This window comes from Paenibacillus sp. USHLN196, assembly GCF_037144955.1.
Lineage (GTDB): Bacteria > Bacillota > Bacilli > Paenibacillales > Paenibacillaceae > Paenibacillus > Paenibacillus xylanexedens_C.
In genome coordinates, this window is the sequence record NZ_JBBCYH010000004.1 from 279,032 (window position 1) to 303,708 (window position 24,677).

21 protein-coding genes are annotated in these 24,677 nt (G+C 46.9%); 15 read left to right on the forward strand and 6 right to left on the reverse strand.

The features are described 5' to 3' along the window. Nucleotides 1–249: 249 nt before the first annotated feature. Complete coding sequence (locus tag WFI24_RS11170; protein ID WP_336760741.1) at nucleotides 250–3,075, forward strand: endo-1,4-beta-xylanase; 2,826 nt, start codon at nucleotides 250–252, stop codon at nucleotides 3,073–3,075. A gap of 267 nt (nucleotides 3,076–3,342) precedes the next feature. Then, nucleotides 3,343–5,826, forward strand: coding sequence for an EAL domain-containing protein (locus tag WFI24_RS11175; protein WP_336760743.1), 2,484 nt, complete (start codon nucleotides 3,343–3,345; stop codon nucleotides 5,824–5,826). An 86-nt stretch (nucleotides 5,827–5,912) separates the two neighbouring features. On the opposite strand, the gene WFI24_RS11180 is transcribed toward WFI24_RS11175, so the two are convergent. Both WFI24_RS11180 and yhbH read right to left on the reverse strand, forming a co-directional pair. Then, nucleotides 5,913–7,349, reverse strand: coding sequence for a SpoVR family protein (locus WFI24_RS11180; protein WP_336760745.1), 1,437 nt, complete (start codon nucleotides 7,347–7,349; stop codon nucleotides 5,913–5,915). Further along, nucleotides 7,346–8,515: a sporulation protein YhbH gene (yhbH, locus tag WFI24_RS11185; RefSeq protein ID WP_074094335.1), complete on the reverse strand. Its 1,170-nt coding sequence runs from the start codon at nucleotides 8,513–8,515 to the stop codon at nucleotides 7,346–7,348. Before yhbH ends, WFI24_RS11180 begins: the two co-directional genes overlap by 4 nt. A 255-nt stretch (nucleotides 8,516–8,770) precedes the next feature. Between yhbH and WFI24_RS11190 the strand changes: the two genes are divergently transcribed. The 9 genes from WFI24_RS11190 to WFI24_RS11230 all read left to right on the forward strand — a co-directional run bounded on the left by WFI24_RS11190 (nucleotide 8,771) and on the right by WFI24_RS11230 (nucleotide 18,762). Then, nucleotides 8,771–10,105, forward strand: coding sequence for an MFS transporter (locus tag WFI24_RS11190; RefSeq protein ID WP_336760748.1), 1,335 nt, complete (start codon nucleotides 8,771–8,773; stop codon nucleotides 10,103–10,105). A 422-nt stretch (nucleotides 10,106–10,527) separates the two neighbouring features. After that, the gene (locus WFI24_RS11195; protein ID WP_336760750.1) at nucleotides 10,528–11,796 is read left to right on the forward strand and encodes a sulfotransferase family protein; all 1,269 of its coding nucleotides are present in this window, start codon (nucleotides 10,528–10,530) and stop codon (nucleotides 11,794–11,796) included. Beyond that, complete coding sequence (locus WFI24_RS11200) at nucleotides 11,793–13,724, forward strand: asparagine synthase-related protein (protein ID WP_336760752.1); 1,932 nt, start codon at nucleotides 11,793–11,795, stop codon at nucleotides 13,722–13,724. The genes WFI24_RS11195 and WFI24_RS11200 overlap by 4 nt, the downstream gene beginning before the upstream one ends. Before the next feature lie 29 nt (nucleotides 13,725–13,753). After that, the gene (locus WFI24_RS11205) at nucleotides 13,754–13,891 is read left to right on the forward strand and encodes a paeninodin family lasso peptide (protein WP_174806426.1); all 138 of its coding nucleotides are present in this window, start codon (nucleotides 13,754–13,756) and stop codon (nucleotides 13,889–13,891) included. A 138-nt stretch (nucleotides 13,892–14,029) separates the two neighbouring features. Next, nucleotides 14,030–14,977 (forward strand): aldolase, encoded by a 948-nt coding sequence (locus WFI24_RS11210; protein WP_336760755.1) that lies wholly within the window; start codon nucleotides 14,030–14,032, stop codon nucleotides 14,975–14,977. Next, entirely contained in the window at nucleotides 14,974–15,273 is a 300-nt protein-coding gene (locus WFI24_RS11215; protein ID WP_336760757.1) for a lasso peptide biosynthesis PqqD family chaperone, read from the forward strand. The genes WFI24_RS11210 and WFI24_RS11215 overlap by 4 nt, the downstream gene beginning before the upstream one ends. 3 nt (nucleotides 15,274–15,276) lie before the next feature. Then, nucleotides 15,277–15,759 (forward strand): lasso peptide biosynthesis B2 protein, encoded by a 483-nt coding sequence (locus WFI24_RS11220; protein ID WP_145319683.1) that lies wholly within the window; start codon nucleotides 15,277–15,279, stop codon nucleotides 15,757–15,759. Beyond that, nucleotides 15,749–16,945 carry a nucleotidyltransferase domain-containing protein gene (locus WFI24_RS11225; protein WP_336760760.1) on the forward strand — a complete coding sequence of 399 codons (1,197 nt, stop codon included), beginning with the start codon at nucleotides 15,749–15,751 and terminating at the stop codon, nucleotides 16,943–16,945. Before WFI24_RS11220 ends, WFI24_RS11225 begins: the two co-directional genes overlap by 11 nt. Beyond that, nucleotides 16,945–18,762 carry an ABC transporter ATP-binding protein gene (locus WFI24_RS11230; protein ID WP_336761247.1) on the forward strand — a complete coding sequence of 606 codons (1,818 nt, stop codon included), beginning with the start codon at nucleotides 16,945–16,947 and terminating at the stop codon, nucleotides 18,760–18,762. The genes WFI24_RS11225 and WFI24_RS11230 overlap by 1 nt, the downstream gene beginning before the upstream one ends. A gap of 163 nt (nucleotides 18,763–18,925) precedes the next feature. Here WFI24_RS11230 and cysC read toward each other — a convergent pair whose 3' ends face one another. Then, nucleotides 18,926–19,564 (reverse strand): adenylyl-sulfate kinase, encoded by a 639-nt coding sequence (cysC, locus tag WFI24_RS11235; RefSeq protein ID WP_336760761.1) that lies wholly within the window; start codon nucleotides 19,562–19,564, stop codon nucleotides 18,926–18,928. A 151-nt stretch (nucleotides 19,565–19,715) separates the two neighbouring features. On the opposite strand from cysC, the gene WFI24_RS11240 reads away from it, so the two are divergent. Then, nucleotides 19,716–20,126 carry a hypothetical protein gene (locus WFI24_RS11240; RefSeq protein ID WP_336760763.1) on the forward strand — a complete coding sequence of 137 codons (411 nt, stop codon included), beginning with the start codon at nucleotides 19,716–19,718 and terminating at the stop codon, nucleotides 20,124–20,126. A 95-nt stretch (nucleotides 20,127–20,221) separates the two neighbouring features. After that, nucleotides 20,222–21,001, forward strand: a complete 780-nt coding sequence (pdaA, locus tag WFI24_RS11245) for a delta-lactam-biosynthetic de-N-acetylase (RefSeq protein WP_145319668.1) — start codon at nucleotides 20,222–20,224, stop codon at nucleotides 20,999–21,001. A gap of 223 nt (nucleotides 21,002–21,224) precedes the next feature. Here pdaA and WFI24_RS11250 read toward each other — a convergent pair whose 3' ends face one another. Continuing rightward, nucleotides 21,225–22,073, reverse strand: coding sequence for a DegV family protein (locus WFI24_RS11250; RefSeq protein ID WP_336760765.1), 849 nt, complete (start codon nucleotides 22,071–22,073; stop codon nucleotides 21,225–21,227). Between the two features lie 106 nt (nucleotides 22,074–22,179). Beyond that, complete coding sequence (locus WFI24_RS11255) at nucleotides 22,180–22,650, reverse strand: hypothetical protein (protein ID WP_336760767.1); 471 nt, start codon at nucleotides 22,648–22,650, stop codon at nucleotides 22,180–22,182. Nucleotides 22,651–22,931: 281 nt separating this feature from the next. On the opposite strand from WFI24_RS11255, the gene WFI24_RS11260 reads away from it, so the two are divergent. Then, on the forward strand, nucleotides 22,932–23,318 hold the full coding sequence (locus tag WFI24_RS11260; RefSeq protein WP_336760768.1) for a DUF423 domain-containing protein: 387 nt from the start codon (nucleotides 22,932–22,934) through the stop codon (nucleotides 23,316–23,318). Nucleotides 23,319–23,471: 153 nt separating this feature from the next. Here WFI24_RS11260 and WFI24_RS11265 read toward each other — a convergent pair whose 3' ends face one another. Next, a complete protein-coding gene (locus WFI24_RS11265; RefSeq protein WP_145319655.1) occupies nucleotides 23,472–24,050 on the reverse strand; it encodes a hypothetical protein in 579 nt (192 codons plus the stop codon). Nucleotides 24,051–24,344: 294 nt separating this feature from the next. Here WFI24_RS11265 and WFI24_RS11270 point away from each other — a divergent pair, with 294 nt between their 5' ends. After that, nucleotides 24,345–24,605: a hypothetical protein gene (locus WFI24_RS11270; RefSeq protein WP_336760769.1), complete on the forward strand. Its 261-nt coding sequence runs from the start codon at nucleotides 24,345–24,347 to the stop codon at nucleotides 24,603–24,605. The last annotated feature ends 72 nt before the right edge of the window (nucleotides 24,606–24,677 follow it).

A 24,677-nucleotide genomic window follows, 5' to 3' on the forward strand; every position in this document is an offset into this window, starting at 1 on the left:
TGACAGGGAGCACAGCTAACCAGCTGTGCTTTTTGTCGTTCTATACTTCCTTGAATAGGACTAAACATATTTAGAATAAGTCCTATAGTTTAACGGGTAAACAAAGTTCGCTGGCAATCGTATAATGAAAGTGCTTACAATTTCTATTGAATAACGTCTATCCAATCCTGCACAACGATCTTGTAAAGGGCTGGCGCATGACAGAACAAAGGTTACTCTTCACAAACAACCAACCAAGGAGGAGATTGGATGCATTTGAGAAAATGGTGGAGCTTGTGCTTGTCGGCTGTATTGATCTTCAGTTTGTTCCCAAGTGTGGGAACAGGAGGGGCACATGCTCAAGCGGCCGCGGACGTTAAGACTGGCGATGATGAAGTACTGTTTGAGGCTAATTTTGAAGATGGTGTGTTGGGACAATGGCGTCCACGTGCGAGTGAAAAGCTTGATATCGCGACGGAAGTAGGCCACGAGAGTACGCACAGCCTGAGAACCTCATCCCGTACCGAAACGTTCCATGGGCCCTTAATTGAGGTCATAAACCATGTACAAAAGGGCAGTACGGTTCATATTTCGTTTTGGGCCATGTACGATGAAGGACCCGACAGTCAGGTCATTAACGGTTCACTGGAGAAAGAGTACAATAACGACGCTTCGAGTCGAGAATATGCTACGTTTGCCTCTGCAACCCTGAACAAAGGACAGTGGAAAAAAATCGAGGCGGATGTGGTGATCCCTGGAGATAATAGCGGCATCACGGGATTCCGCATGTATGCAGAGACACCTTGGAAGACGTCAGCGGAAGTGACGCCGGCTGATACGATTACTTTTTACGTGGATGATGTGCTGATTACGGAAGCCGAAAAAGTTGAAATAGAGCCGAACATTCCGAATCTAGTGGATGTTGTGGGACAACACTATGCAATGGGAGCGGCAATCGACCAGTCTGCACTGGATGCGGAAGATCCGCATTCCCAGCTGTTGACGAAACATTTTAATAGTATTACAGCTGGAAACTTTATGAAAATGGATGCGATGCAGCCTCAGGAAGGACAGTTTGTCTGGTCAGAGACAGATCGTCTGGTGAAGTTTGCTGAAGCAAATGACATGGAAATCAGAGGTCATACGCTGTTATGGCATAGTCAGGTGCCGAATTGGTTCTTTACTGATCCGGATGATGCATCGAAACCTGCCACGCGGGAACAGTTGCTTGCACGGATGAAAACCCATATTCAAACCATCGTGACCCGGTACAAAGGAAAGGTTCATACATGGGATGTCGTCAATGAAGTCATCTCAGACGGAGGCGGCTTGCGGAATGAGGCTAGTAATTCCAAATGGAGAGATATTATTGGGGATGTGGATGGCGACGGAGATGACAGTGATTACATTGAGCTGGCTTTCCGATATGCACGTGAGGCTGACCCCGATGCTGTACTGGTGATTAATGACTATGGAATGGAGGGCAATGGAAACAAGCTGAATGATATGGTGAAGCTTGTAGAGAAGCTGCTTGCTAAAGGAACACCGATTGATGCGGTTGGATTCCAGATGCATGTGTCGATGTACGGACCGGATGTAAAGCTCATTCGTGAGGCTTTTGAGAAAGTGATCGCTCTTGGTGTGAATGTACAGGTTACAGAGCTGGACGTTTCGATCTATTCAAGTAATTCTGAACTGGAGATGCCTGTCACAGAGGAATTAATGCTGCAACAAGCCTATCGTTATCGTGAACTGTTCGACCTGTTCGAAGATTTGGGAAAACGCGGTGTGATGGACAGTGTCACCGTATGGGGACTTGCCGATGATGGGACATGGCTTGACAATCATCCGGTCAAAGGACGCAAAGATGCCCCGTTGCTATTCGATCGTAAATTGAAAGCGAAACCGGCCTATTGGGCATTGGTGGATCCTACCACTCTTCCGATATATCGAAATGAATGGACAGCGCCTAAGGCTAGCCCTTCTCTCCCAGATCGCAAAGGACAGGAAGATATGCTGTGGGGAGCTGTAAGAGGACTGAATATTAATGATCTGGCAGATGGTACATCCGGGGTTACGGGTGAGGCGAGAGTTCTCTGGGATGCCAAAAAGGTGAATATGCGAGTGGAAGTTAAGGATACGACACGTCGCAAAGGAGATCAGGTTCAGGTCTTCCTTGCAGAAGAAACGCAGGGCACAGCCGCTGCACCTACTGGAGGGATTTTATCAGCCAAGAAAAAAAATCCGCCTTCCACAAATGGTCAGTATACGTTCAAGCGGGAGGGAAGCAAAGGCAAGGATAAGATTGCATACAGCGTACAGGAGACCAAAACGGGATATATCGTATATGCCTCCCTGCCTTTGTCAGCCGCTTTATTAACAGAGGGGCAGGTACTGTCTCTGGATTTTCGAATTATGGACGAATACGCTGCTGGAAAGACAGCCACGATCGTATGGAACGATATTTCCAATCAGCAGCCCGATAAACCTGCCAATCGGGGTAAACTGAAGCTTGGTTCTGCCCTGAAGCATGCGAAGGTCACTTATGGCACGCCGGTTGTAGACGGTCAGAAGGATCGAGTCTGGAAAAAGGCAACATCGATCTCCACAGATGTCTGGGTGCTTGGAAATTCCGGTGCAACGGCGAAAGCACAGCTCCTATGGGATGAACAGTATGTATATGTGCTGGCAGACGTCAAAGATCCTTTGCGAAGCAAGTCAAGTTCCAATGCACATGAGCAGGATTCAATCGAGATTTTTATCGACCCAAGTAAAGACCAGACAACATACTACCAGGAGGATGACGCTCAGTACCGGGTTAACTTTGATAATGAAACTTCTTTTGGAGGAAATGCACAGAAAGAAAGCTTCAAATCAGCCACCCGCTTAACAAGTGAAGGATATACAGTTGAAGTGGCAATACCACTGGAGAGTGTTCTGGCTGAAGGGAAAAGATGGATTGGATTTGATCTCCAGGTTAATGATGATGGAGCCGGGGACGGCAAGCGAAGCAGTGTCTCCATCTGGAGTGATTCATCAGGTAATTCTTATCAGGACACTTCCGGTTTTGGCAGTCTGTTACTGACTCGCAAATAGATTGTTCAGATCTGTATTTGGATGTGCCAATGTCAGCTATTAAACATCCGTGTTTCTGGAAAAAAGTGTTGATTTTCAAGGCTAGGACGTTTAGACTATACACATTGATATTAAACGGGTTCCGATGTAGGACACTGGCTTGAACTAAGTCGGTGTTCACAAGTCAAATGATGCGGAGGGAGTGCCTGTCATCCAGACAGCGCACTCGCTTCTTTTTTACATTTTTGCATACATATGAGGCATTTCCCGGTTGAAAGGACAGAGTGAGTGGAGCACCTACATGGTACGTACAACTTAGAACTTGTTATTTTATCCTATATTATTGCATCATTAGCTTCTTATGCAGCGCTTGACCTTGCAGGCCGTGTAAGTCAGGCTAGCGGGGTAGCGCGGAATGTATGGCTTACCTGCGGTGCAGTCTCCATGGGTCTGGGAATCTGGTCCATGCATTTCGTGGGTATGCTGGCTTTTGTTCTGCCTACGCAAGTCTCCTATTCCACGGGTGAGGTTGTTTTATCTGTTCTACTCGCTATTGTCGCATCCGGGGTGGCCTTGAACATTGCGGGCAGACAATCCGGCAAGATAAGCAAGCTCTTAATTGCTGGAGTACTCATGACTGCAGGGATCAGCTCGATGCATTATGTGGGCATGGCAGCGATGTCAACTCCTGTTACGTATGAACCAGGCAGAGTGGTATTGTCCATTCTGATTGCAGCAGTTGCTTCATTCGCAGCATTATGGCTTATGTTTTTCTTCCGTTATCGTCAATCCAGACATACCTGGGTTTACAAGATGGGCAGCGGTCTCATTATGGGCATCGGAATCTCAGGAATGCACTATACCGGGATGTCAGCCGCACAGTTCCATCATTCACACGGCTCGATGGCAAGTTTAGGCATGCAGATTGAGCCAGGCATTCTCGCCTATTTGATTGCATCAGGTACATTTATTGCATTGGGCTTGACGTTGTTTGGCATATTTATCAATCAACGAATGTCTCAAAAGGATCAACGGATTCATGAGAATGAGCAGTGGTATCAGGCCCTGTATCATAACCACTCCGATGCCATAATTTCAGTGGACAAGGAAGGCATCGTCAAAGGCATTAATGCTGCTGTAACGACGATCACCGGATACCCTGAAAAAGAGGTCATGGATCGTTCCATTGATGATATTGCTCAGCAGATCGATATCAAGTGGATAAGTGAATTTGATTCCATCGATTGGGATGATCATGGGCTTGAGCCGGCGCATTATATGGCCAAGATGAGGGACGTACAGGGTGAACTTTTGGACCTTAGTATCGTCGTGGTTCCTGTTGTCATTGATGGTAACCATGTGGGAAGCCACATTTTGATCAAAGATATAACGGAAGAGAAGAGGGTTCAGGAGAGCATTCGTCACCAAGCCCTACATGATCCGCTGACGGGGCTGCCCAATCGGCGCAAGTTGGATGATGTGCTGGCTTACACGATCCAAGCTTCGGAGGAAACAGGGAATTCTTTTGCCGTTATGGTGATGGATATAGACCGTTTCAAAATGATTAATGATTCACTGGGACATTCCATTGGGGATGTATTTCTAAAAGAAGTCAGCAACCGGATCATGAAAGCCATAGAAGCTTCTGACCCCTTGGCTATGGAGAATGTCATGCTGGCCCGGATGGGCGGCGACGAGTTCACACTAGTTGTGACCCAGGATCAAGCGACAGAAGTACGAGTGGCAGAACTTGCAAAACAGATTGTTGAAGCCATTCAGTTACCTTATCGACTGAAGGAGAATGACTTTTACGTAACCGCCAGCATTGGAATTGCGATGTACCCGGATCATGGAGCAGGAGCAGATTCTTTGCTGAAACATGCGGACTCCGCCATGTATGAAGTGAAGAAGAACGGCAAGAATGGTTTCCAATTCTACACCGCCCAACTGGACTCGGAGCTCTATGAACGCATTGAACTGGAAGGTTACCTGCGTAAAGCGTTGGAACGCGATGAGATGGTCCTGTACTATCAACCGCAGATTCGTACCGAGGATAGCCGCATGATTGGTGTGGAGGCACTTATTCGTTGGAATCATCCACTCAAAGGTCTGCTCGCACCCAATGTGTTCATCCCGCTTGCAGAAGAGACGGGAATGATCTATGAGATTGGTAACTGGACACTACGGGAAGCGTGCAGGCAGATGAAGCACTGGCATGCCAGTGGCGGACCACTCATTCCGGTATCGGTTAACTTGTCCAGCCAGCAGTTCCATCAATCCAACTTGGTGGAACAGGTGAAGAATGCCCTCCATGAGACAGGGCTAGAGGCCCGTTATCTGGAGCTGGAGATTACAGAGAGTATGATGATGGATGCAACAGTGTCCACGGCAATCCTGAAAGAACTCACGGCACTGGGGGTCAAAATCAGCTTGGATGATTTCGGCACGGGATACAGTTCACTGAGTTATCTGAAGCATTTCCCGATTCACAAGCTCAAGATTGATCGTTCATTCGTGACGGGCATTACAGAGAGCCATAGCGATCAGGCAATTGTAGCGACCATTATATCGATGGCTCAAAATCTCAACATGGAAGTCATTGCCGAAGGTATTGAGACGAAAGGTCAACTGGATATTCTGATGCAGAATGACTGCCGTGAGATTCAGGGATATTATTTTAGTCGTCCGCTGCCGGCAAGTGAGGTCGAACATGACTTTTTTGTACCGCTGCGCTTGCAGGGCAATGGTACACCAACGGTACAATCAAAGTAAAGTAAATGCCAAGCGGCAAGTCCCCGTGTTTGTCGGGAACTTGCCGCTTTTTTGTGTCTTATCTTTCGATAATCTTATTCACAACCTCACATAAACTTGCGGTGGTGCTTCTTGCCGTCATACGTAAACCAGATCGGTTTATCCTCAACACGTGTCTCCACATGTACCGTACGCCCCCAGAGGCGATACAGATAAGGCATGGTGCGCTCCATATATTTCAGATCCAACTCAATGCCTTCATATTGATGTTTCAGCACGAGTTCCCCGGTCCGCATATAGTCGGCATCTTGCACAACCAGATAAGGGGAACCTCCGTTGACACGTGAAAATACGAGCTGATCCCGTATGTTTTCCCAGGACTTGTCGGTAATTTTCCAGTCCGGGCCTTTTTTCTCAAAGACGTAAAGGTCGAGGTCCTCAGTTAATTGTTTAGTCATGTAATTCCGAATAAAGGAGGTATCGGAATCGAATTCACGCACCTCGAACATTTTCGCACGACCTTGGCCGGGTTTACGGCCCCAACGATCCTGTTCTTCCCGGGTCGGGTTATCCCAGCGCCGTTCAATATCCTCGAAAATCTTCAGTCCCAGATAATACGGATTCAGACTTTGTTTGGATGGCTGCACCACGGAGGAGTTGAGCTTCGCGAATTCGATCGTATCCTCACTGTTGAGATCGAGTTCACGGATAATGCGTTGATGCCAGTAGGAAGCCCAGCCTTCGTTCATGATTTTCGTTTCCATCTGTGGCCAGAAATAAAGCATCTCTTCACGCATCATACTCATGATATCCCGCTGCCAGTCCGTCAACACTTCCGAAAATTCCTGAATAAACCACATGACATCCTTCTCTGGTTCAGGCGGAAAGTGATGGACCTGAATGCCTTCGGCTGGTGTTTCTTCGGTCTTCACATCATCAAGCGACCATAAATCATCATAGCGGCCTTCCGGTTTGGGTGCTTTCTCACCACGCTGCTCCCGCATTTTCATCTCCATATAGCGTTGTTTGTCCAAATGGCGGGGTTTAATCAACTGTGGGTCCACATGTTCCTGAATCGCGATCACGGCATCGATAAAGGCTTCAACCGCTTCGGTACCATACTCCATCTCATAATTGCTGATCCGGTCCGCCGTAGCGGCCATACTTTCGACCATATTCCGGTTGGATTTGGAGAAGCGGGCATTATTTTTGAAGAAATCGCAGTGTGCCAGCACGTGGGCTACGATCAATTTGTTCTGAATCAGGGAATTGCCATCCAGCAGGAAGGCGTAACAAGGGTTGGAGTTGATGACAAGCTCATAAATTTTGCTGAGTCCAAAATCGTATTGCATTTTCATCTTATGAAATGTTTTGCCAAAGCTCCAGTGACTGAATCTGGTCGGCATACCGTAAGCTCCAAAGGTATAAATAATATCCGATGGGCAGATTTCGTACCGCATGGGGTAATAGTCCAGACCAAAACCATTGGCAATCTCCATAATCTCGGCAATAGCGTATTCTAGGTCGCGGATCTCATCTGTCATCTAACGCTGCCTCCTTCCCGTTTCTGGAAAAAGCTGCGCAAAGCTTTGTACACTTCGCCTTTTTCTTTGATCACATAATACATAAACTGGTCCATCTTGATATGGCGATAAGCCGACATCAGTGTGCTGCTGCGGTTGTACTGATTCACCTCGCCGTATCCGAACATGTTGCTGCGTTTCATTAACTCACCGATCAGCTTCACACACCGTTCGTTATCCGAGGTCAGGTTATCCCCGTCAGAGAAGTGGAATGGATAGATATTGTAGCTGGAAGGTGGATAACGGCTGTCAATAATATCCAGCGCCTTCATATATACAGAGGAGCAGATGGTGCCTCCGCTCTCGCCACGGGTAAAGAACTCTTCTTCAGTCACTTCCTTGGCTTCCGTATGATGGGCGAGGAAAACAATCTCGACTTTCTCATACTGACGGCGTAGAAAACGGGTCATCCAGAAGAAGAAGCTGCGCGCGCAGTATTTCTCAAAGGAACCCATGGACCCGGATGTATCCATCATGGCAATAATAACGGCGTTGGATTGCGGAATAATTTTGTCTTCCCATGTCTTGTAGCGCAGGTCATCCGGACTGATGTGATGGATGCCTGGCGTACCGGTCGTAGCATTGCGGCGCAGATTCTCCAGAATGGTACGTTTCTTGTCAATATTGGACTGCATGCCTTTTTTACGAATATCGTTGAATACTACCGTATGTGTCTCAATCAGGTCTTTGTCCTTCTGCTTCAGATCGGGTAATTCCAACTCAGCGAAGAGCATATCTTCCAGTTCCTCAATACTCACTTCGGCTTCCACAATATCATGACCAGGCTGATCACCAGCTTTTTCGCCTTTGCCGGGTTTCTGCGAAGCAGCGGGATCACGACCGATGACGTCTCCGACCTGACTGTCACCGTCTCCTTGACCGACATGCTTTTGCTTCTGGTAGTTATACACAAAACGGTACTCATCCAGACTGCGGATTGGTACCTTGATGATTTGTTTTCCATCAGACATGATGATGTTTTCTTCCGTGATCAGATCAGGCAGATTCTGCTTGATGACATCTTTCACCTTTTGCTGATGGCGCTGCTGGTCCTGGTACCCTTTGCGGTGAAGCGACCAATCTTCCTTCGACACGACGAACGAGTAAGGCTGGTGTGAATTTGACATGTAGGCACCCCCCATTGATTACGCGGCACAGTTTGGCCTGTCGGTAATTAAGTATATTCACGGGCGAGGACGATATGTGATGAGAGCGGATATAAAATGATACAATTACGCAAGTTCACCTTGGAGGTAAGGTGAGTCTTCCGAACAGAAGATGCTCCATTTTTTACAGAAACAGTGAACAAGTGTGATATCCTTCCTTTACAATAGGAGAAAGACATCAATCATTTAATAGATGCATGAAAAGGAAGGATTTCTGTGAACAAAAAGGCGATCAAGGCTTGGATTATGTATGATTGGGCCAATTCGGCTTATGCGACAACGGTGTTGGCAGCGGTACTGCCTGTATTCTATGCTTCGGTGGCAGCAGCAACGCTGGATACGGATACAGCCGCCTCCTATCTGGCCTATACACATTCCATTGGCATGTTGTGCGTAGCTCTGCTAACACCGCTGCTTGGTACACTGGCTGATTTGTCAGGGCGTAAAGGCGACTTCCTGCGTGTATTTGCAATTATAGGCGTCCTTGCGACGTTGGGATTCAGCGCGATTGGAGAAGGGGACTGGTTCCTTGCTTCGGCGTTGCTGGTCATTTCCACCATTGGTTTTGCGGGTGGCAACACCTTTTACGATGCAATGCTGCCGGACCTGGTACCTGTGGAACGAAGGGATATGATATCCTCCAAAGGTTATGCTTATGGTTACATTGGAGGAGGCTTGCTGCTTGCTGTGAACATGCTGATGATACAGCAACCAGGCTGGTTTGGGATGAGCAGTACACTGGCAGGTACAAGGCTTGCGTTCATCTCCGTATCATTGTGGTGGTTACTGTTCTCGATACCGATCTTTCGCCATGCTCCGAGACGGCCTGCTTCACCGGACATGCCCGGCTCGTGGAAAGGGTATGCTGAGGTGGGAGTACGGAGACTGCGGCAGACCTTTCGTCAGATGCGGCGTTTTCCCCAGTTGATCCGCATGCTGGTGGCTTTCTGGTTTTTTAATGACGGCATTAATACCATCATTCTGATGGCTACCATCTATGGGACAAGTATAGGCATAGGCACAGCCGACTTGATGCTCGCACTACTGTTAACCCAGTTCATCGGTTTCCCATGCACTTTGTTACTGGGAGCATGGGCACAGCGTTGGGGAGCAAAGCAGGTATTAATCGTTAGCTTATCCGTATACATATGTATCGTGATTCTGGGTTATTTCATGACACAAGCGATTCACTTCTATGTGCTCGCCGGGTTGGTTGGAGTTGTGCAGGGTGTGAGTCAATCCACAGCGCGTTCTCTGTTTAGCAATCTGATACCAGCAGGCAGAACAGGAGAGTATTTTGGTTTTGTGAATATTACAGGCAAATTCTCTTCGATCTTCGGTCCATTTGTGTTTGGTTATGTCGGACAGATCATGGGTTCCACGCGTTGGGGCATTCTGTCGCTTATTTTCTTCTTCGTCGCGGGCATTGCTGTATTGTTAACTGTGAAGGTGCAGAAGGGGATGCAGGATGCTGCATTGGCAGATCAGGAAGAAGGGCGAAATGGGAGTTTCGGAGCTCCTGGGAAAAGTTCAAATGTAAGGTTCACCTGATGATTGTTCAACGGTTTTCATAGTAAGTTTCTCAACGGATTACGCATGGCTTCAGGCATTGTTCCTCACAGAACATGTCTGGAGCTTATTCGCGTTTGTGCAATCAGAACATAATTGATCAGGAATAAGTGCTTAAACGACAGACAGCAGAATACAGTGAAAGAGTAGAATTTATGAAAAGGTGAAAATAAAAGATTGACATGATACATTTTGTATCATAGAGTAAAACTATAAATACATATTGTATCTGAGAGTTGTCGAAAGAATACATGTATTTGCATCACTCTCGGGTAAGGTTCCGACGGAATGTTGCAAAATACTGACCTAATAGTTTGCGTAGTATTCGTTTTGCCAAACACAAAAGTAGAGTCTGGTCTATCCCGGCTGCATGCTTATTTTATTGAACAGAGGAGAGGCTGCCATTGATCGACGCTCAAGGTAACGGACTTGTTTTCTTACTATGTGTTCCCCGCAGTGGTAGTTCATTATCCACAGTCATGCTGCAAAATCACAGTCGTATATTCGCCACCCAGGAAATGTGGTTTCTGATGAGTCTTGTCGATCTGCCAAAAACCGATTCACGCGCTTATGGTGGCAGCTCCATCATGCGTCAGTTCTACAATGCCATGGTATCCGAGGATGTCTTCGAAAAGGCGTGCAGAAGTTTTGCTCTTGAGATCTACAATGGATTCCTGGAAGGGAGCGGAGCAGACTTCATCGTTGATAAATCTCCGCGTTATTATTACATGCTTGAATGGCTGGATCGTCTGTTCCCACAGTCCAAGCGCATTCATCTCCAGCGTAATCCTCTGGCCATAGCAGCATCATTCAAAAAGGTAAACCGCCATACAGGTGAAGGATTTGACCTGACTCATAGTTTGCAGAGCTCCAAATTAAATATGAAATCTGTAGATCTCACACTGGGTATGCTCCGCTTGAATGATTATTTTGCCGAACCACATACGAATGCATATGAACTGCAATATGAACAATTGGTCGCCAGACCCCAAGAAGAACTTGAGAAACTATGCTCATTCTTGGGAATTCGGTATGAACAGGGTATGGAGCAGTATGGACAGTTTCTGGACAGTGCAAAATCTGACATGTTCTACAGTATGGGCGTGGGTGATCCATTCCTCTCTTCACATCAAGAGGCTCATCAAGGTTCTGTTAACAACTGGAAAAACATATTGGAACCCCAAGAAGTTGAACTGTATTGTCGTGTGATGGGAGCGGATCTGTTCCATCGGATGGGGTACAGTGACCAGTTGGCAGAAGCTGAACAATGGACGGGTGTTCGTTATGAAGCAAGTCCGGATCAAGAGGTCATTGAGCGAATCACGCATCAGTTGACGACAGCGACCGGTTGCGAGTGGCAGCAGCACTATCGGATGCAGCCAGCTGATTCTCTCGTCCATGATTCCCATGAAAATAAGAATGATTCAGTTCTCGAAGAACCGGAAAAGATAGATCCCACACTGGCTGCACTGGCAACGATCAGGCAGCTGCAGGCCGCACTACGGGCGGCAGATCATCGTCTGGAACGGGGATACAGTGAACGAGAACGATTGAAAGTCCAGTTGGCTTCTGCTCAAGGTAAAATACAACGCATCAAATCATGGGTACCATTCGGTCATCAGATCAGCGCCTGGGCTTCACAGCGCAAGATACTTCGGGGAGGAAAGTCATGAGCGCCATAGCAGGAATTGTTCACAACGATGGTCAGCAGGCGCTATGGGAAGATAGCTGGCGCTTGTACGCAAGCCTGGGGCATGTCCCTGCAGATACGACAGGGGTATGGAAAGGCAATGAGGCGTTCCTCAGCTGTCATGCTCAATGGATTACACCGGAATCGGTTAGCGAGAAGTTGCCTTTATATGATGAAGAGAGTGGTCTGACCATCACGGCAGATGCCATTCTGGATAATCGGGAACAACTGGCGGATCAATTACAGATATCCAGGGCTGAACTGGCGATGTTGGCGGATAGTGAACTGATCCTCCGTGCCTATCAACGCTGGGGAGACGATGTGGCTGTCCGATTGTTAGGGGATTTTGTATTTGCCATCTGGGATGATCGTAATCGTAAATTGTATGCAGCGAGAGACATTACAGGCATGAGAGCTTTTTATTATCGACATGATGGCTCACGCTTTGCTTTCTGCACACTCATGAATCCATTGCTTGGGCTTGAAGGGGTACATAAAGAACTTGATGAGACCTGGTTGTCTGAGTTCCTTGCCATTCCTGACATGCATGATTCAGCAGATATCAACTCGACCGTATATCAGGGAATAAGCCAGCTACCTTCTGCACATACACTTGTCTTCCGGGACGGGAGGCTGGAACTGAAGCAGTATCATCGCTGGGATGAAGTGGAACCTCTAAGGCTCAAATCCGATGGTGAATATGTAGAAGCGTTTCGAGAGGTCTTTGGGCAGGCGGTCGGATCACGACTACGAACTCACAGGCAGGTGGCTGCTGCATTAAGTGGCGGGCTGGACTCGGGAGCCGTGGTTGGTTTTGCTTCCGGGACACTGAGAAGTCAGGGCAAACGACTGCATGCTTATAGCTATGTTCCCGTGCCGGATTTCACGGATTACACGTCGAAAACGTTGCTTGCTGACGAGAGACCATTTATACGTTCGACCATTAACCACGTCGGGAATATCACAGAGAACTATCTGGATTTTGAAGGCAGAAGTCCTCTCAGTGAAGTAGACACCTGGCTCGATATTATGGAAATGCCCTATAAATACTTTGAAAATTCGTTCTGGATTCGCGGATTCTATGAAAAAGCGAGCCAGCAGGATGCAGGTATTCTGCTCACAGGAGCACGCGGTAACTTCACCATCTCCTGGGGGCCGGCTCTGGATTATTACGCAAGCTTACTGAAAGGTGGCCGTTGGTACCGCTGGTTCCGTGAGATGCAGCAGTATAGTGAGCGGACTGGAATGCCCTTCTCCCGTATTGCCAAGATCACAGGGCGAAAGGCATATCCCGAATTCTTCAAGGCTCAGTCCAAAGGAGCCAGCCAGGCTGCATCCGTGCAGTTGATCCATCCTGATTTTGCTCAAAGAACAGGTGTACTGGAACGACTCAAATCCATTATTGTTCTGCAGGGCGGTGCCCAGGCTGATGCACTCAAAGTACGTGCCGAGAAATTCAATAACCTGGCCATTGCGAACAAAAACGGTGCTGTAGCTACGAAATGTTCTCTCCGTTACCGGGCTTGGGAACGTGATCCGACAAGTGATGCCAGAGTCATCCGGTTCTGTCTGTCTGTTCCGATTGAACAATATGTGAAACACGGGACGGATCGTTCATTGATTCGCCGGGCAACTTCACCGGAGTTGCCTGACAAGGTCAGACTGAATCAACGGGTACGGGGTGTACAACCGGCGGATTGGTTGCATCGCATCATTCCGAATTGGGATGCCTTTACGGCCGAGTTGCGTGCCTTGTGTTCTGATAGCAAGGTTGCTGGCATATTAAACACGGAGCGTATCAAGTCTGCCCTGGCCAATTTTCCCAGTCCAAGACCTGAACTTGCTTCGCATCCAGATCTGCGATTGATGATGCATAGTCTGATCGTCTATCGGTTCATTCGAAAATTCTGAATGAGGGCACATGAAAGGAGGTGAATACGATGCAAATGGAAAAAAAGGAATGGCAAGCACCAGCTCTTGAAGTGTTGGAAGTCAATCAAACAATGGCCGGTACTGGCTACAGACAAATTGACTGGATCACGGTTCACGATGCGGATCTGTACGATCCAACTTCCTAAGTTGTTTAGTTCCAAAACGTGTCATCATACTTAAAGGGCGGAAATGGAACCAATCCAGCTTTTCGCCTCCGCCCTTATATTGAGCAACATGAATATAAGGGCTTTTTTTTACATTTTATTACGAGGAGGCGTCGTTCATTGTTGCCTTTGCATTATGTAGCGTATGGCTTGCGCTGGTCGAGCCAAATTCCAATGCCTGAACTGCAGTGCGTACCCGAGGGTGCAGAGCACAATGCTGATGCCGTAGATGTACACATTGAGTCTTCAGATCTGAACCCATTGTGGGAGAGCTGGGATGTTGGCAATGACAACTTTGTGGCACGGGAAGGCAGCCTTTTTTTCAAAATCGAAGATGCAGGCCTGTTTCTAATGAAGCATGGAAAGCGTATCGTTGTATCCCCTCAGCCAGGAGCGGATAAGAAGAAGGTCAGATTATTCATCCTGGGCACCTGTATGGCGGTCATTATGATGCAGCGTGGCATCCTTCCATTGCATGGTAGTGCAGTTGTTATTGATGGTTGGGCTTACGCATTTGTCGGACATTCGGGGGCAGGTAAATCGACGTTGTCGGCTGCACTGGCATCACGTGGATATCCGCTTCTCACCGATGATGTTGTCGCACTGACCTGGGATGCCGGAGGAAGAGCTATCGTATCACCTGGTTACCCGCAACAGAAGTTATGGCAACCCAGTCTGGATGGCTTCGGCATGAAGGAGCAGGATTACGCAACGGTTCACGCGGAGATTACGAAGTATGCGATACCTGTTCAGCACTATTTTCATGGAAAGGCCGTGCCACTAGCGGGGGTATTCGAACTTGCTCCACAACCGGAAGAAGCCCATACGTCCGTTCAACTGGTTGAAGTGACGGGGTTGGAACGATTGCATCTATTGTGCTCTCATACGTTCCGCGGTGGACTGGTTGCAAGACAGGGGCTGGCACAGTGGCTGTTCGAGACCGCCTCCAGACTCTCGGCCAGTGTGGAAATTGGCAGATTGACCAGAACGGGTGCTGAATTTACAGCATTTGAGATGGTGGATCGAATTACAGATCATATACGCAAAGGAGTGCATTCAGGACAATGACAGCGACTACGCCGATGAATGTGGAAGACAAGGTAACCCGGAAGGAAGGCAATCTGGTTAGTGATATGGGCGGTGAGAAAGTCATGATGAGCATTAACACTGGAAAATATTATAATCTCGGGAGTACAGGTGGGCGAATCTGGGATCTGATCGCAGAGGAGCGGACGCTGGGTGAACTGGTTGAGGTGCTGGCTGCGGAGTATGAGATTGAGCCAGATGTATGTCGTGAGCAGGTGGTGCAATTTCTTGAACACCTCTCCAGTGAAGGATTAATCGACGTTACTCGCGGAGTATAGAACATGCTGCGAAAAATAAAGGCTTATTTCTCGCTTCCGCGCGCGATACGTCGACTGGTATGGGAGGCCTATATCCTCCTTGGCTGGGCACGCATACAGAAGGCTATGCCATTCGCCAAAATTGCACCAGGGCTGGGGACGCCTATGGTTGAAACACCGATGACCGGGCTGGATCGCAGCGAGGTGATCGCTATACGGAATATTTCCAAGGCGATTATGATCGCCAGCAAATATACGCTATGGGAAAGCCGCTGCCTTGTGATGGCGATCGCCGGGATGAAGATGCTTGAGCGCCGCAAGATAGGCAGCACGTTATATATGGGGACTGCACGGAATAAACAAGGACATATGATGGCTCATGCCTGGCTGCGAAGTGGGAAATTGATCGTGACCGGAGCTGATACTATGGACCAATATACGGTTGTCGGCGTGTTTGGCAAACGTTGTCCGGAGAAGGGATCTGGGGAGATTGTCTATGATACATGAAAGTGAACTCTATTCATCAGGATTTCCGAAGGAGCTTAAACTGATTTTAAGCATGATTAGAGGTGATCTGACGTCTCTATCCCCGGAAGAATTCCAGGCGCGTTTGCAGGGAACGGATTGGCAGCTTTTTCTGCGGCTTGTGTATCATCACCGCTTGTACTCCGTTCTCTACTTGAAAATGAAAGAATGGAACTCTTCGATTTTCCCCGCAGATGTCCTGGAGAGTCTGAGACAACAATACACGGCCAATACATTTCGTATGTTACATCTGACAGCAGAAATGGAGCAGGTGTGCGGAGCATTCCGAGAATGTGGTATCCGCAACATTACCCTGAAGGGACCAGCGCTGGCTCATGATCTCTATGGGGATGTATCCATGCGTACCTCCAAAGATCTGGATATCCTGATTCCATTGGCTGATGTGGAAGCGGCCGAAGGGATTCTTACAACTCTGGGTTACGTGTGCAAGGATGGAGATCGAACTGTTACGGTTGGCAGCTGGAAGTGGCGTGAACACCACATCTGTTACACCCATCCGGTCAAACGGACTCAAGTCGAGATTCATTGGCGGCTCAACCCGGATTCGGGGAAAGAAACCGATTTTGAATTGCTGTGGAAACGCAGTCGTTTCAGTTCATACACACAGACACCTGTCCGTATGCTCGAACAAGAAGACCTGTGGGCTTATCTCGTAACCCATGGCGCACGACACGGCTGGTTCAGACTGCGCTGGTTACTGGATATCGACCAGATGATCCGCAGCATGCCACTCGATGTGAAGAAAGTAGAAAGACGTCTTAAAGCGGAGGGACGTTTATCAATCGGTTCACAGGCTCTTTATCTGGCCTCGGAACTTCTGAACACGCCGCTGGATGCAGCGTACAGGTCTTTGATGTCCTTGAGTGACCGTACAGGCAAGCGATTAGCCAGCGAGGGCGCAAGGTTCATGAATGACATGCTCGAAAGTCCAGCTGACATGAAAAATTATCAATCGTATCTGTTTAAACTTCGAAGTACGAAACAGAAATGGTTCTTTTTTATTGAACGTTTGTATCCAAGTACATGGGATGTGGATCAATTGCCGCTTCCACGTTCATTGTTTTTTCTGTACTTTCCGTTACGTCCGTTTCTCTGGTTCTGGCGGCGCATTAAAAGATATACGATGACGGAAAGGGGTAAAGTATGATCTCCGAATTAAAGTACTTCATGCGTAAGTTGCATCATGTCACGGGGCCCATTTTATATTGGAATCTGCTGGGGATGATCTGTATCAGTCTCATGGAAGGGATCGGCATCTACATGCTTGTTCCGATGCTGAGTCTGATCGGCATATTTGAGATGGGCTCCACAGGCTTGAACATTCCCTGGATTGGAGAAGTGTTGAATCGTTTTTCTGAGAATAGCCAATTGTTACTCGTACTGTGCACCTTTGTGTTGATTGTCTCCGGACAGGCCTGGATGCAGCGTCTCCAGACGATCCGTAATACTCGAATCCAGCAGCAATTTGTGCGAACGCTGCGCATGGAAACCTATGGTGCCATTATTATGGCGCAATGGTCATTTTTTCTCCAAAAACGAAAATCCGATTTTAACCATATATTAACCACTGAACTTGCACGTGTGAGCCAGGGAACGAGCATTATGCTGCAAATGGCAGCCTCCCTGATCTTTACGGGAATTCAGATCGGTCTCGCTTTCTGGTTATCCGCCAAGTTGACGGCACTTGTGCTGGTCTGTGGATTGTTATTATTTTTTGTCTTGCGAAAATTCGTCAAGCGGGCCAAGCAGATTGGGGATCAGACTTCTGAATTTTCCCAAAGTTACTATAATGGCATTACGGAGCATTTCAACGGAATTAAGGATATTAAGAGCAATATGCTCGAACACTCACACATGAACTGGTTTGAGCGCATGTGCAGACAGATTGAACGCAACGTCATTCAATTTAGCCAATTGAACAGTGGAACACAGCTCATTCATCGGATGTCCGCGGCTATCATTATTGCGGCATTCATCTATCTTTCTCTCCGTGTAATGACGGTGCCTCCAGCAAGTCTGCTGCTCATCATCCTTATCTTTTCCCGCTTATGGCCAAGATTTACGGCGATTCAGTCCAATCTGGAGTACATCAGCTCGATGCTGCCTGCATTTCGGGTGGTAAGAGAACTGCAAGCGCAGACGGCGAAAAGTCGTGAGATCAGCGAAGAGATTGCCTCAGCAGGAGATGCTGGAATGGATGGGATTCAACCTATGGAACTGAAGGAATCCATCACGTGTCAGGATGTCTGTTATCGGTATGAGGGAAGTGATATGTACTCATTGATGAATGTGCAAGCTTCTATTCCGGCAAGGGGCATGACCGCAATTGTGGGCAAATCCGGAGCAGGCAAGAGCACGTTGATTGATCTGGTTATGGGACTTGTCAGACCTGAGAGTGGTCGCATTTTGATTGACGGTGTGCCTCTGTCAGAGGAACGATTACTGAGCTGGCGAAGTTCCATCGGATATGTCTCCCAAGATCCATTCCTGTTTCATACGAGTATTCGTGAGAATCTGCGTCTGGTTGATCCGAATGCAAGTGAAGAACAGATGTGGCAGGCTTTGCAGTTTTCATCCTCTGCAACTTTTGTACGGAAGTTACCTCAAGGTCTGGATACGATCATAGGTGATCGGGGTATTCGGCTATCCGGCGGGGAACGTCAGCGATTGGTGCTTGCCCGGGCTATGCTGCGTAATCCTTCTGTATTGGTACTGGATGAAGCAACGAGTGCGCTGGACAGTGAGAATGAACAGTACATTCATGAGGCGCTGGAACGATTGAAAGGACATGTGACCATTATCGTGATTGCACACCGTTTGTCTACGATCCGAACGGCAGATCGTGTGATTGTGCTGGATGAAGGTCGCGTAATTCAAGAGGGCGGGTATCAACAGCTATCTACTGATCCGGTAGGGACGTTCAGCAAGCTTTTGAACATGCAAGCGGGTGTTGTGGGACAGTAAGAGGGTGGATAGCAGAATCCATTCCAAAATTCAAAGCCGAGTATGGGACATATGTATCTGCTTCTGTTCATTCGTTTATTGAATCATCAGGCACGACACACGTAAAGAGGCGCGCCACGATGGGCGCGCCTTTCATGTAGGTGGTTCATATTTTGAGCAAGGATTAATGAACAACGGCTGTTTTCGTAGGGAGCGGCAGCTGAAGAGCACCGATCCGCTCCAAATGCTGTACGATCTCTTGCACAGCTTCCTCAATGGACCATTGCTCTGTATCGATGATAAATGAAGGAGATTTCGGTACATCATAGGGGGCGGAAATGCCTGTGAAATGCGGAATATCACCATTGCGGGCTTTTTTGTAAAGGCCTTTGGGATCACGTCGCTCACATTCTTCAATCGAACAGCGCACATAGATTTCAATGAAATCATCAGGTTCAAATAATTGTCTAACCATCTCCCGATCCTGTTCATGAGGAGAGATAAAGGCCGAAAGTACAAACAACCCGGCATCCACCATTAACTTCGATACTTCCCCAATTCGGCGCAGATTTTCTTGACGATCTGTAGCTGTAAAACCAAGATCGCGGTTCAGTCCATGACGTACATTATCCCCGTCCAGAACATAACAGCGTACACCTTGGTCATAGAGATACTGCTCCAGAGCAAATGCAAGAGATGATTTGCCTGCACCGGATAAGCCGGTGAACCATATGGCTCGACTGTGGTGGCCATTGTGTTTCTCCCGGTCTTGTCTATCAATGCTGGATGATTGCCAGGTTATATTGCGCTCTTCCTTCGACATGGTATCCCGCCTCTTCCTATAGGTATGATCTGTTTTATATTTTAACATATTTTCAAGATTATAGCACCTTGTGGTTTTCTTCATACATAAGCGTGAATCGACAAAATATCGGGTATAGATGTAGTACATACATAGCAGGAGGAACAATGTCATGAGCGAAAACATTAAAAATATAGAGGTTGGGTTCAAATGCCCGGATTGCCAGCAGAATATAAGAGCAGAATTCATACACGAACAAGTAAGTACTGTTCGTTGTGGGGGTTGTGACAGAGCGTATACGCTTATGAAGCCAACCATCGGTGATGAGATTTTACTTGATTGGGAACAGGAGGCTTTGTATCATAAGCTGCGAGCGGAGCGGTCTGAACTGGATAACCATAATATGTCGGCCTTGATTATCAAAGTGATAGAGCTGCTGACATGGCGTGATCGGGGAGATGGCCAGACACGTGCCATACAGACTGTGAGAGAATGGCTCGCTTCCAGTGGAAAACCTCAGACCTTGCTGGAATTGTTCCATCAAACTCCGCCACAACATGAAAATAAACGTTTCGATCGATAGTATTTACATACATTAGCTGTTCCTGTGGCATATTACCTGAAGGTGTTCGTGTGCAAACGACAAACCAAATCTTTTCAGGAACAGGAGCGGGTAGAATGAAGCGAATGGTTCTATACATACTGTTGGGGCTATTATCCATCAGTGTGGTTCCGGCACAGGTCGAAGCATCGCCGGTTACCGGAGCTTATCACTTTGGCTTCAAGAAAAGCCAGAACGGTCAGCTGCCCTCGATTGATCAGGAAGGCTTTAAATCGATCTTACAACATAACGATGCCATTTTCCTGGGGGATACGAAACAGAAGGAATTGTATCTCACGTTTGATAACGGGTATGAGAATGGACTCACGCCTGCGATACTGGATGTTTTGCGTGCCAAGAAGGTACCTGCGGCTTTCTTTGTGACAGGTCACTATCTAAAGGATCAACCTGAGTTGGTTAAACGCATGGCGGCTGAAGGTCATATCGTGGGTAATCATTCATGGAGTCATCCGGATATGACCCGCATCTCCAATGAGAAGCTTAGAGAGGAACTGGAGAAGGTCAAGTCGGAGGTGAATCGGCTGACGGGTCAACAAGCGACCTTTTTGCGACCGCCGCGCGGAATTTTTAACAATCGTACGCTCGCAGAGAGTCATGCCCAAGGGTATGTGAACGTGTTCTGGTCTGTTGCCTACAAAGACTGGGATACCAATGTGCAGCGTGGTGCACAATATGCTCATCAACAGGTGCTTAAACAGCTCCATCCGGGCGCTGTCATTTTGCTTCATTCGGTATCCAAAGACAACACTGAAGCCCTGGGTTCCATCATTGATGAGGCGCGTAAGCAAGGATACGCATTCAAAAGCCTGGATGATCTGAGGACCAAAAGTTATTGAACCATTATCATCATAATGACCAATGAGCTAGACTTAAGTCTTTCCGAAGTTTAGGCTAAATATAAAGGGCATCCTGAGCGACGAGCTCGGAATGCCCTTTTTAGGTTGTATCGGTATATTGGTCGCAATCGTTAGATGTGACCGACATGCCGATACAGAATCCCAGAATCCCAGAATCCAGATGAGAAGGATTCTGGGATATTATACGATGTTGTGTGTCATTCTATAAAACGGTGTTATAGATAATTCCGATGGTTTTGGGACCGCAATGACTGCATACAACACAACCAGCAGTGGTCAGTTCTACCCGGGCACCGGTTTGCTCCTGCAAAGATTTCTGCAAGTCGAGCGCATCCTCTTCAGCCATCGTATGCACAACGATCAGCAGGTCTGGATCAATCTGATCCTTTGCACTAAGCGTGTTTTGCAGCATTTGTTCAAGGGCTTTCTCCCTTTTACCGCGCACTTTATATGCAGGGGCCATCTTGCCATCCGTAACCCGGATGACAGGGCGGATTTTCAACAGACTTCCAATCAGGTTCTGCATACCTGAGCAGCGTCCCCCTTTGTGCAGATACTCCAGAGTATCGATGACAAACTCCGTGCGCACATTCGGTTTCATCGCTTCAATCAGGTGTGTAATCTGATTCAGGGTTTGTCCTTTCTCGGCCGCATGGACAGCTTTCATCACCATAAGAGCAATCCCTGATGACAGATTCTGTGAGTCGATGACAGAAATGCGACCTTCCGGGAACTCGGAACTCGCGAGTCTTGCATTTTGGTAAGTAGAAGAAAGTTCAGAGGATAAGCTGATATATAAAACTTCATCCCCTTGGTCTATGTAAGGTTGAAATGCCGTCATGAAATCAGCGGGTGAAGGTGCAGCCGTTTTGGGAAGACGCCCATCTTTACTGACACGCTCATATAGCTGCTCTGGCTTAATCTCAGCCCCGTCTTTCAGTGATTCTTCACCGAACACCACATACAAGGGGATGATGCCGATATCGTGCTGCTGGATCCATGCTGGAGCCAGATCACTTGTGCTGTCCGCAAAAATTTTGATTCGTGACATGTCAATCTCCTTTGAAATACAATGATTTTGGCGAAAAATATAGATTATACTTATGTGTAAACCCATTCATTTTAATTATAAGGAAACATGACGCTGATGCAAACCGTTACATCAGCGTCATGCCTACCAAGATAAGTCCAACGAATAACAGAATCATGATTCCATTTAATATGGTACCGATCATGGCAAAGACTTTCTTTCGATTCTTGAGGACAAGACCGATAATTCCGAGGATGCTTCCGACCAGATTGAGAATCAGGCAGACCAGAATGGCTAGAGAAGCCAGAATGACCGCTGGATGCAAGGCCAGTTCTTCGGCCTGCAACGGGGTGAGAACGCCGATCGACTCGTTTACAGCCATGGTGGCAATAAAGAATATCAGAAGATAACCTAAGATGGCAAGTAATCCAATGACAAAGCTGGCGATTCCAGGTCCAGAATGTTTTAGTGGAGCCAATGGTTGCCTCTCATAATCCGGCGGATATGGTTCATAGATATTGTTATTGTATTGATCTGCATGGTTAGCATTCTGATCCGTGTTGTTGGAACCTGAATTGTAGGAATTGTGATTATCCATAATTGTAATATCCCTCCCTTACTCATTGTACTGAGTGTTATTAACCTAATCGGTGTGAATTGATTCTCCTTAAAATAGAACGATCGCATACCTGTTTACTTTTCCATAATTATCGATAAAAATCAAGGATTTACGCCAGTTTTCTATGATATATAGGGCAGGGATAGGACTAGTAAGTATAAACAGACATATAGTCTTCCTAGTTTCGACCTGACTGGTAAAGGTGGAGTGGATTCGCTACAATAAAGGGAGTGAAAGTTGAATTAAGGGAGAGAACTTACATGCAACGAAGATGGATGATGCTTGGCGCTATATTAACCATGTTATCTGTGGCAATTGGTGCGTTTGGTGCACACATGCTCAAGGATGCGATTGGACCGGATGCCATAGCTACGTATGAGACTGGTGTGCAGTATCACATGATTCATGCACTTGCTTTGCTCATTATCGGCTTGACGGCTGGTCAGCTCGGGGCATCTACGAAACTGAAGTGGGCGGCGCGTCTTTTGTTTATTGGAATTATCGTGTTCTCGGGTAGCTTGTATGTGCTTAGTATTTCTGGCAACAAGATTCTGGGAGCCATCACACCAATTGGTGGGGTAGCCTTTATTGCCGGTTGGCTCTTACTCGCAGTGGACGTATGGCAGCGAGGTAAGGATCGCTCCTAATTCAGGGAGAGGATAGTCCCCAATTCGAAGTCCGTTTATATGAAAAATAAGTTATTTCTTGATTCGTAATCGTCAACTAAAAAAGCAACTTGCGTGAGAATTGTATGTGAAATTCCCACGTAAGTTGCTTTTTTAATGTTTTGGATCTCATAGTTACAGAAATTCATCGATTTCATTGGTACGGAACGTGTACACTTGTTTTTCATCTACATGGTAGATACTCACAATACTTGTATCCCGATCAAAATTCAAAATGCGGCATGGAATGCTCTGATGTTTACCGTTCTTGTTATTGACAACAATACGGGTGAGTTTATTCTCTTTAATGAGCGTGTCAATCCACGCATCAAATGAATTTCCATCGGTAACATTGGATGTTGGGGGGGCAGTTTTTTTCTCACTAACTGGTTTTTCTTGCTGATTCTGTGTTTTAGCTGGAGCAGGTGAGGCAGGTGTCTGAGTTGCAGTGGACGCCTTCTGTGCTGCGATGGCTTGTGATTTTTTACGTTCGTTGTGAAGTGTGACGAAGGAGTCCTTCTTGGACTGGAGTGTCGCTTCAATAATTTTGCCTAGCTCTATGCCGGATTGGATCCGAAAGTCCGCAATTTGTTCCTCTTTGTTTATGAACTCCAACAGGGACTGCAGTGCCAATGCATTTGAGCGGCTCTTAATAAGTATATCGACATTAAACAAAAAGCCGATTTCCTCTTGATTGGATAAGGTTTCTTTCATTCATCCCAGCCCCGTTAAAAGATATGTCAGCTCAAAAAAACGCTTCAATACACTATATCATTAAAAAGGTGATAATCATAGTGCTAGAGACGCAGAAAATGAGTTGATAAACTGGTAAAATGTTACAATAATAACCCGATATTCACGTATTTCTGCAGGTGTCCATACGACAATCGAAAATGAGGCATACAATTATGGTGACGATGGAGCCCATTGTAGTTGGAAAGGAGTAACTATCGTATCTCATTTTTGTTATGATACAATATGTTCATCACATATTAAGGAATGAAGACTATGCGTCAAGAGGACAGTGTATTTGAACAGATTATGAAGCAAAAGAGATTGAAGCCTATCAAGACTGAAACAAAAAAACTTCAAGTTAAACCAATACATAAAAAGAATCTAGCTCAGGAGCAATTAAGTGATTTGGATGTCCCGTTCAAAAAAGTGGTAGCTGAATCAATAGACCGTAGTGTACTTCATAGACGTGTACTGGAAATTAGAAAAGAGTTAACGGAGATAAGGCGATTAAAGGATGATGATCATAAGTTTTAAGGTAGGCCAAATTTGATTCACCTTGGGTGATACTTTATTTCATTCCACTTTGGTATAAACCGCATTGATAGG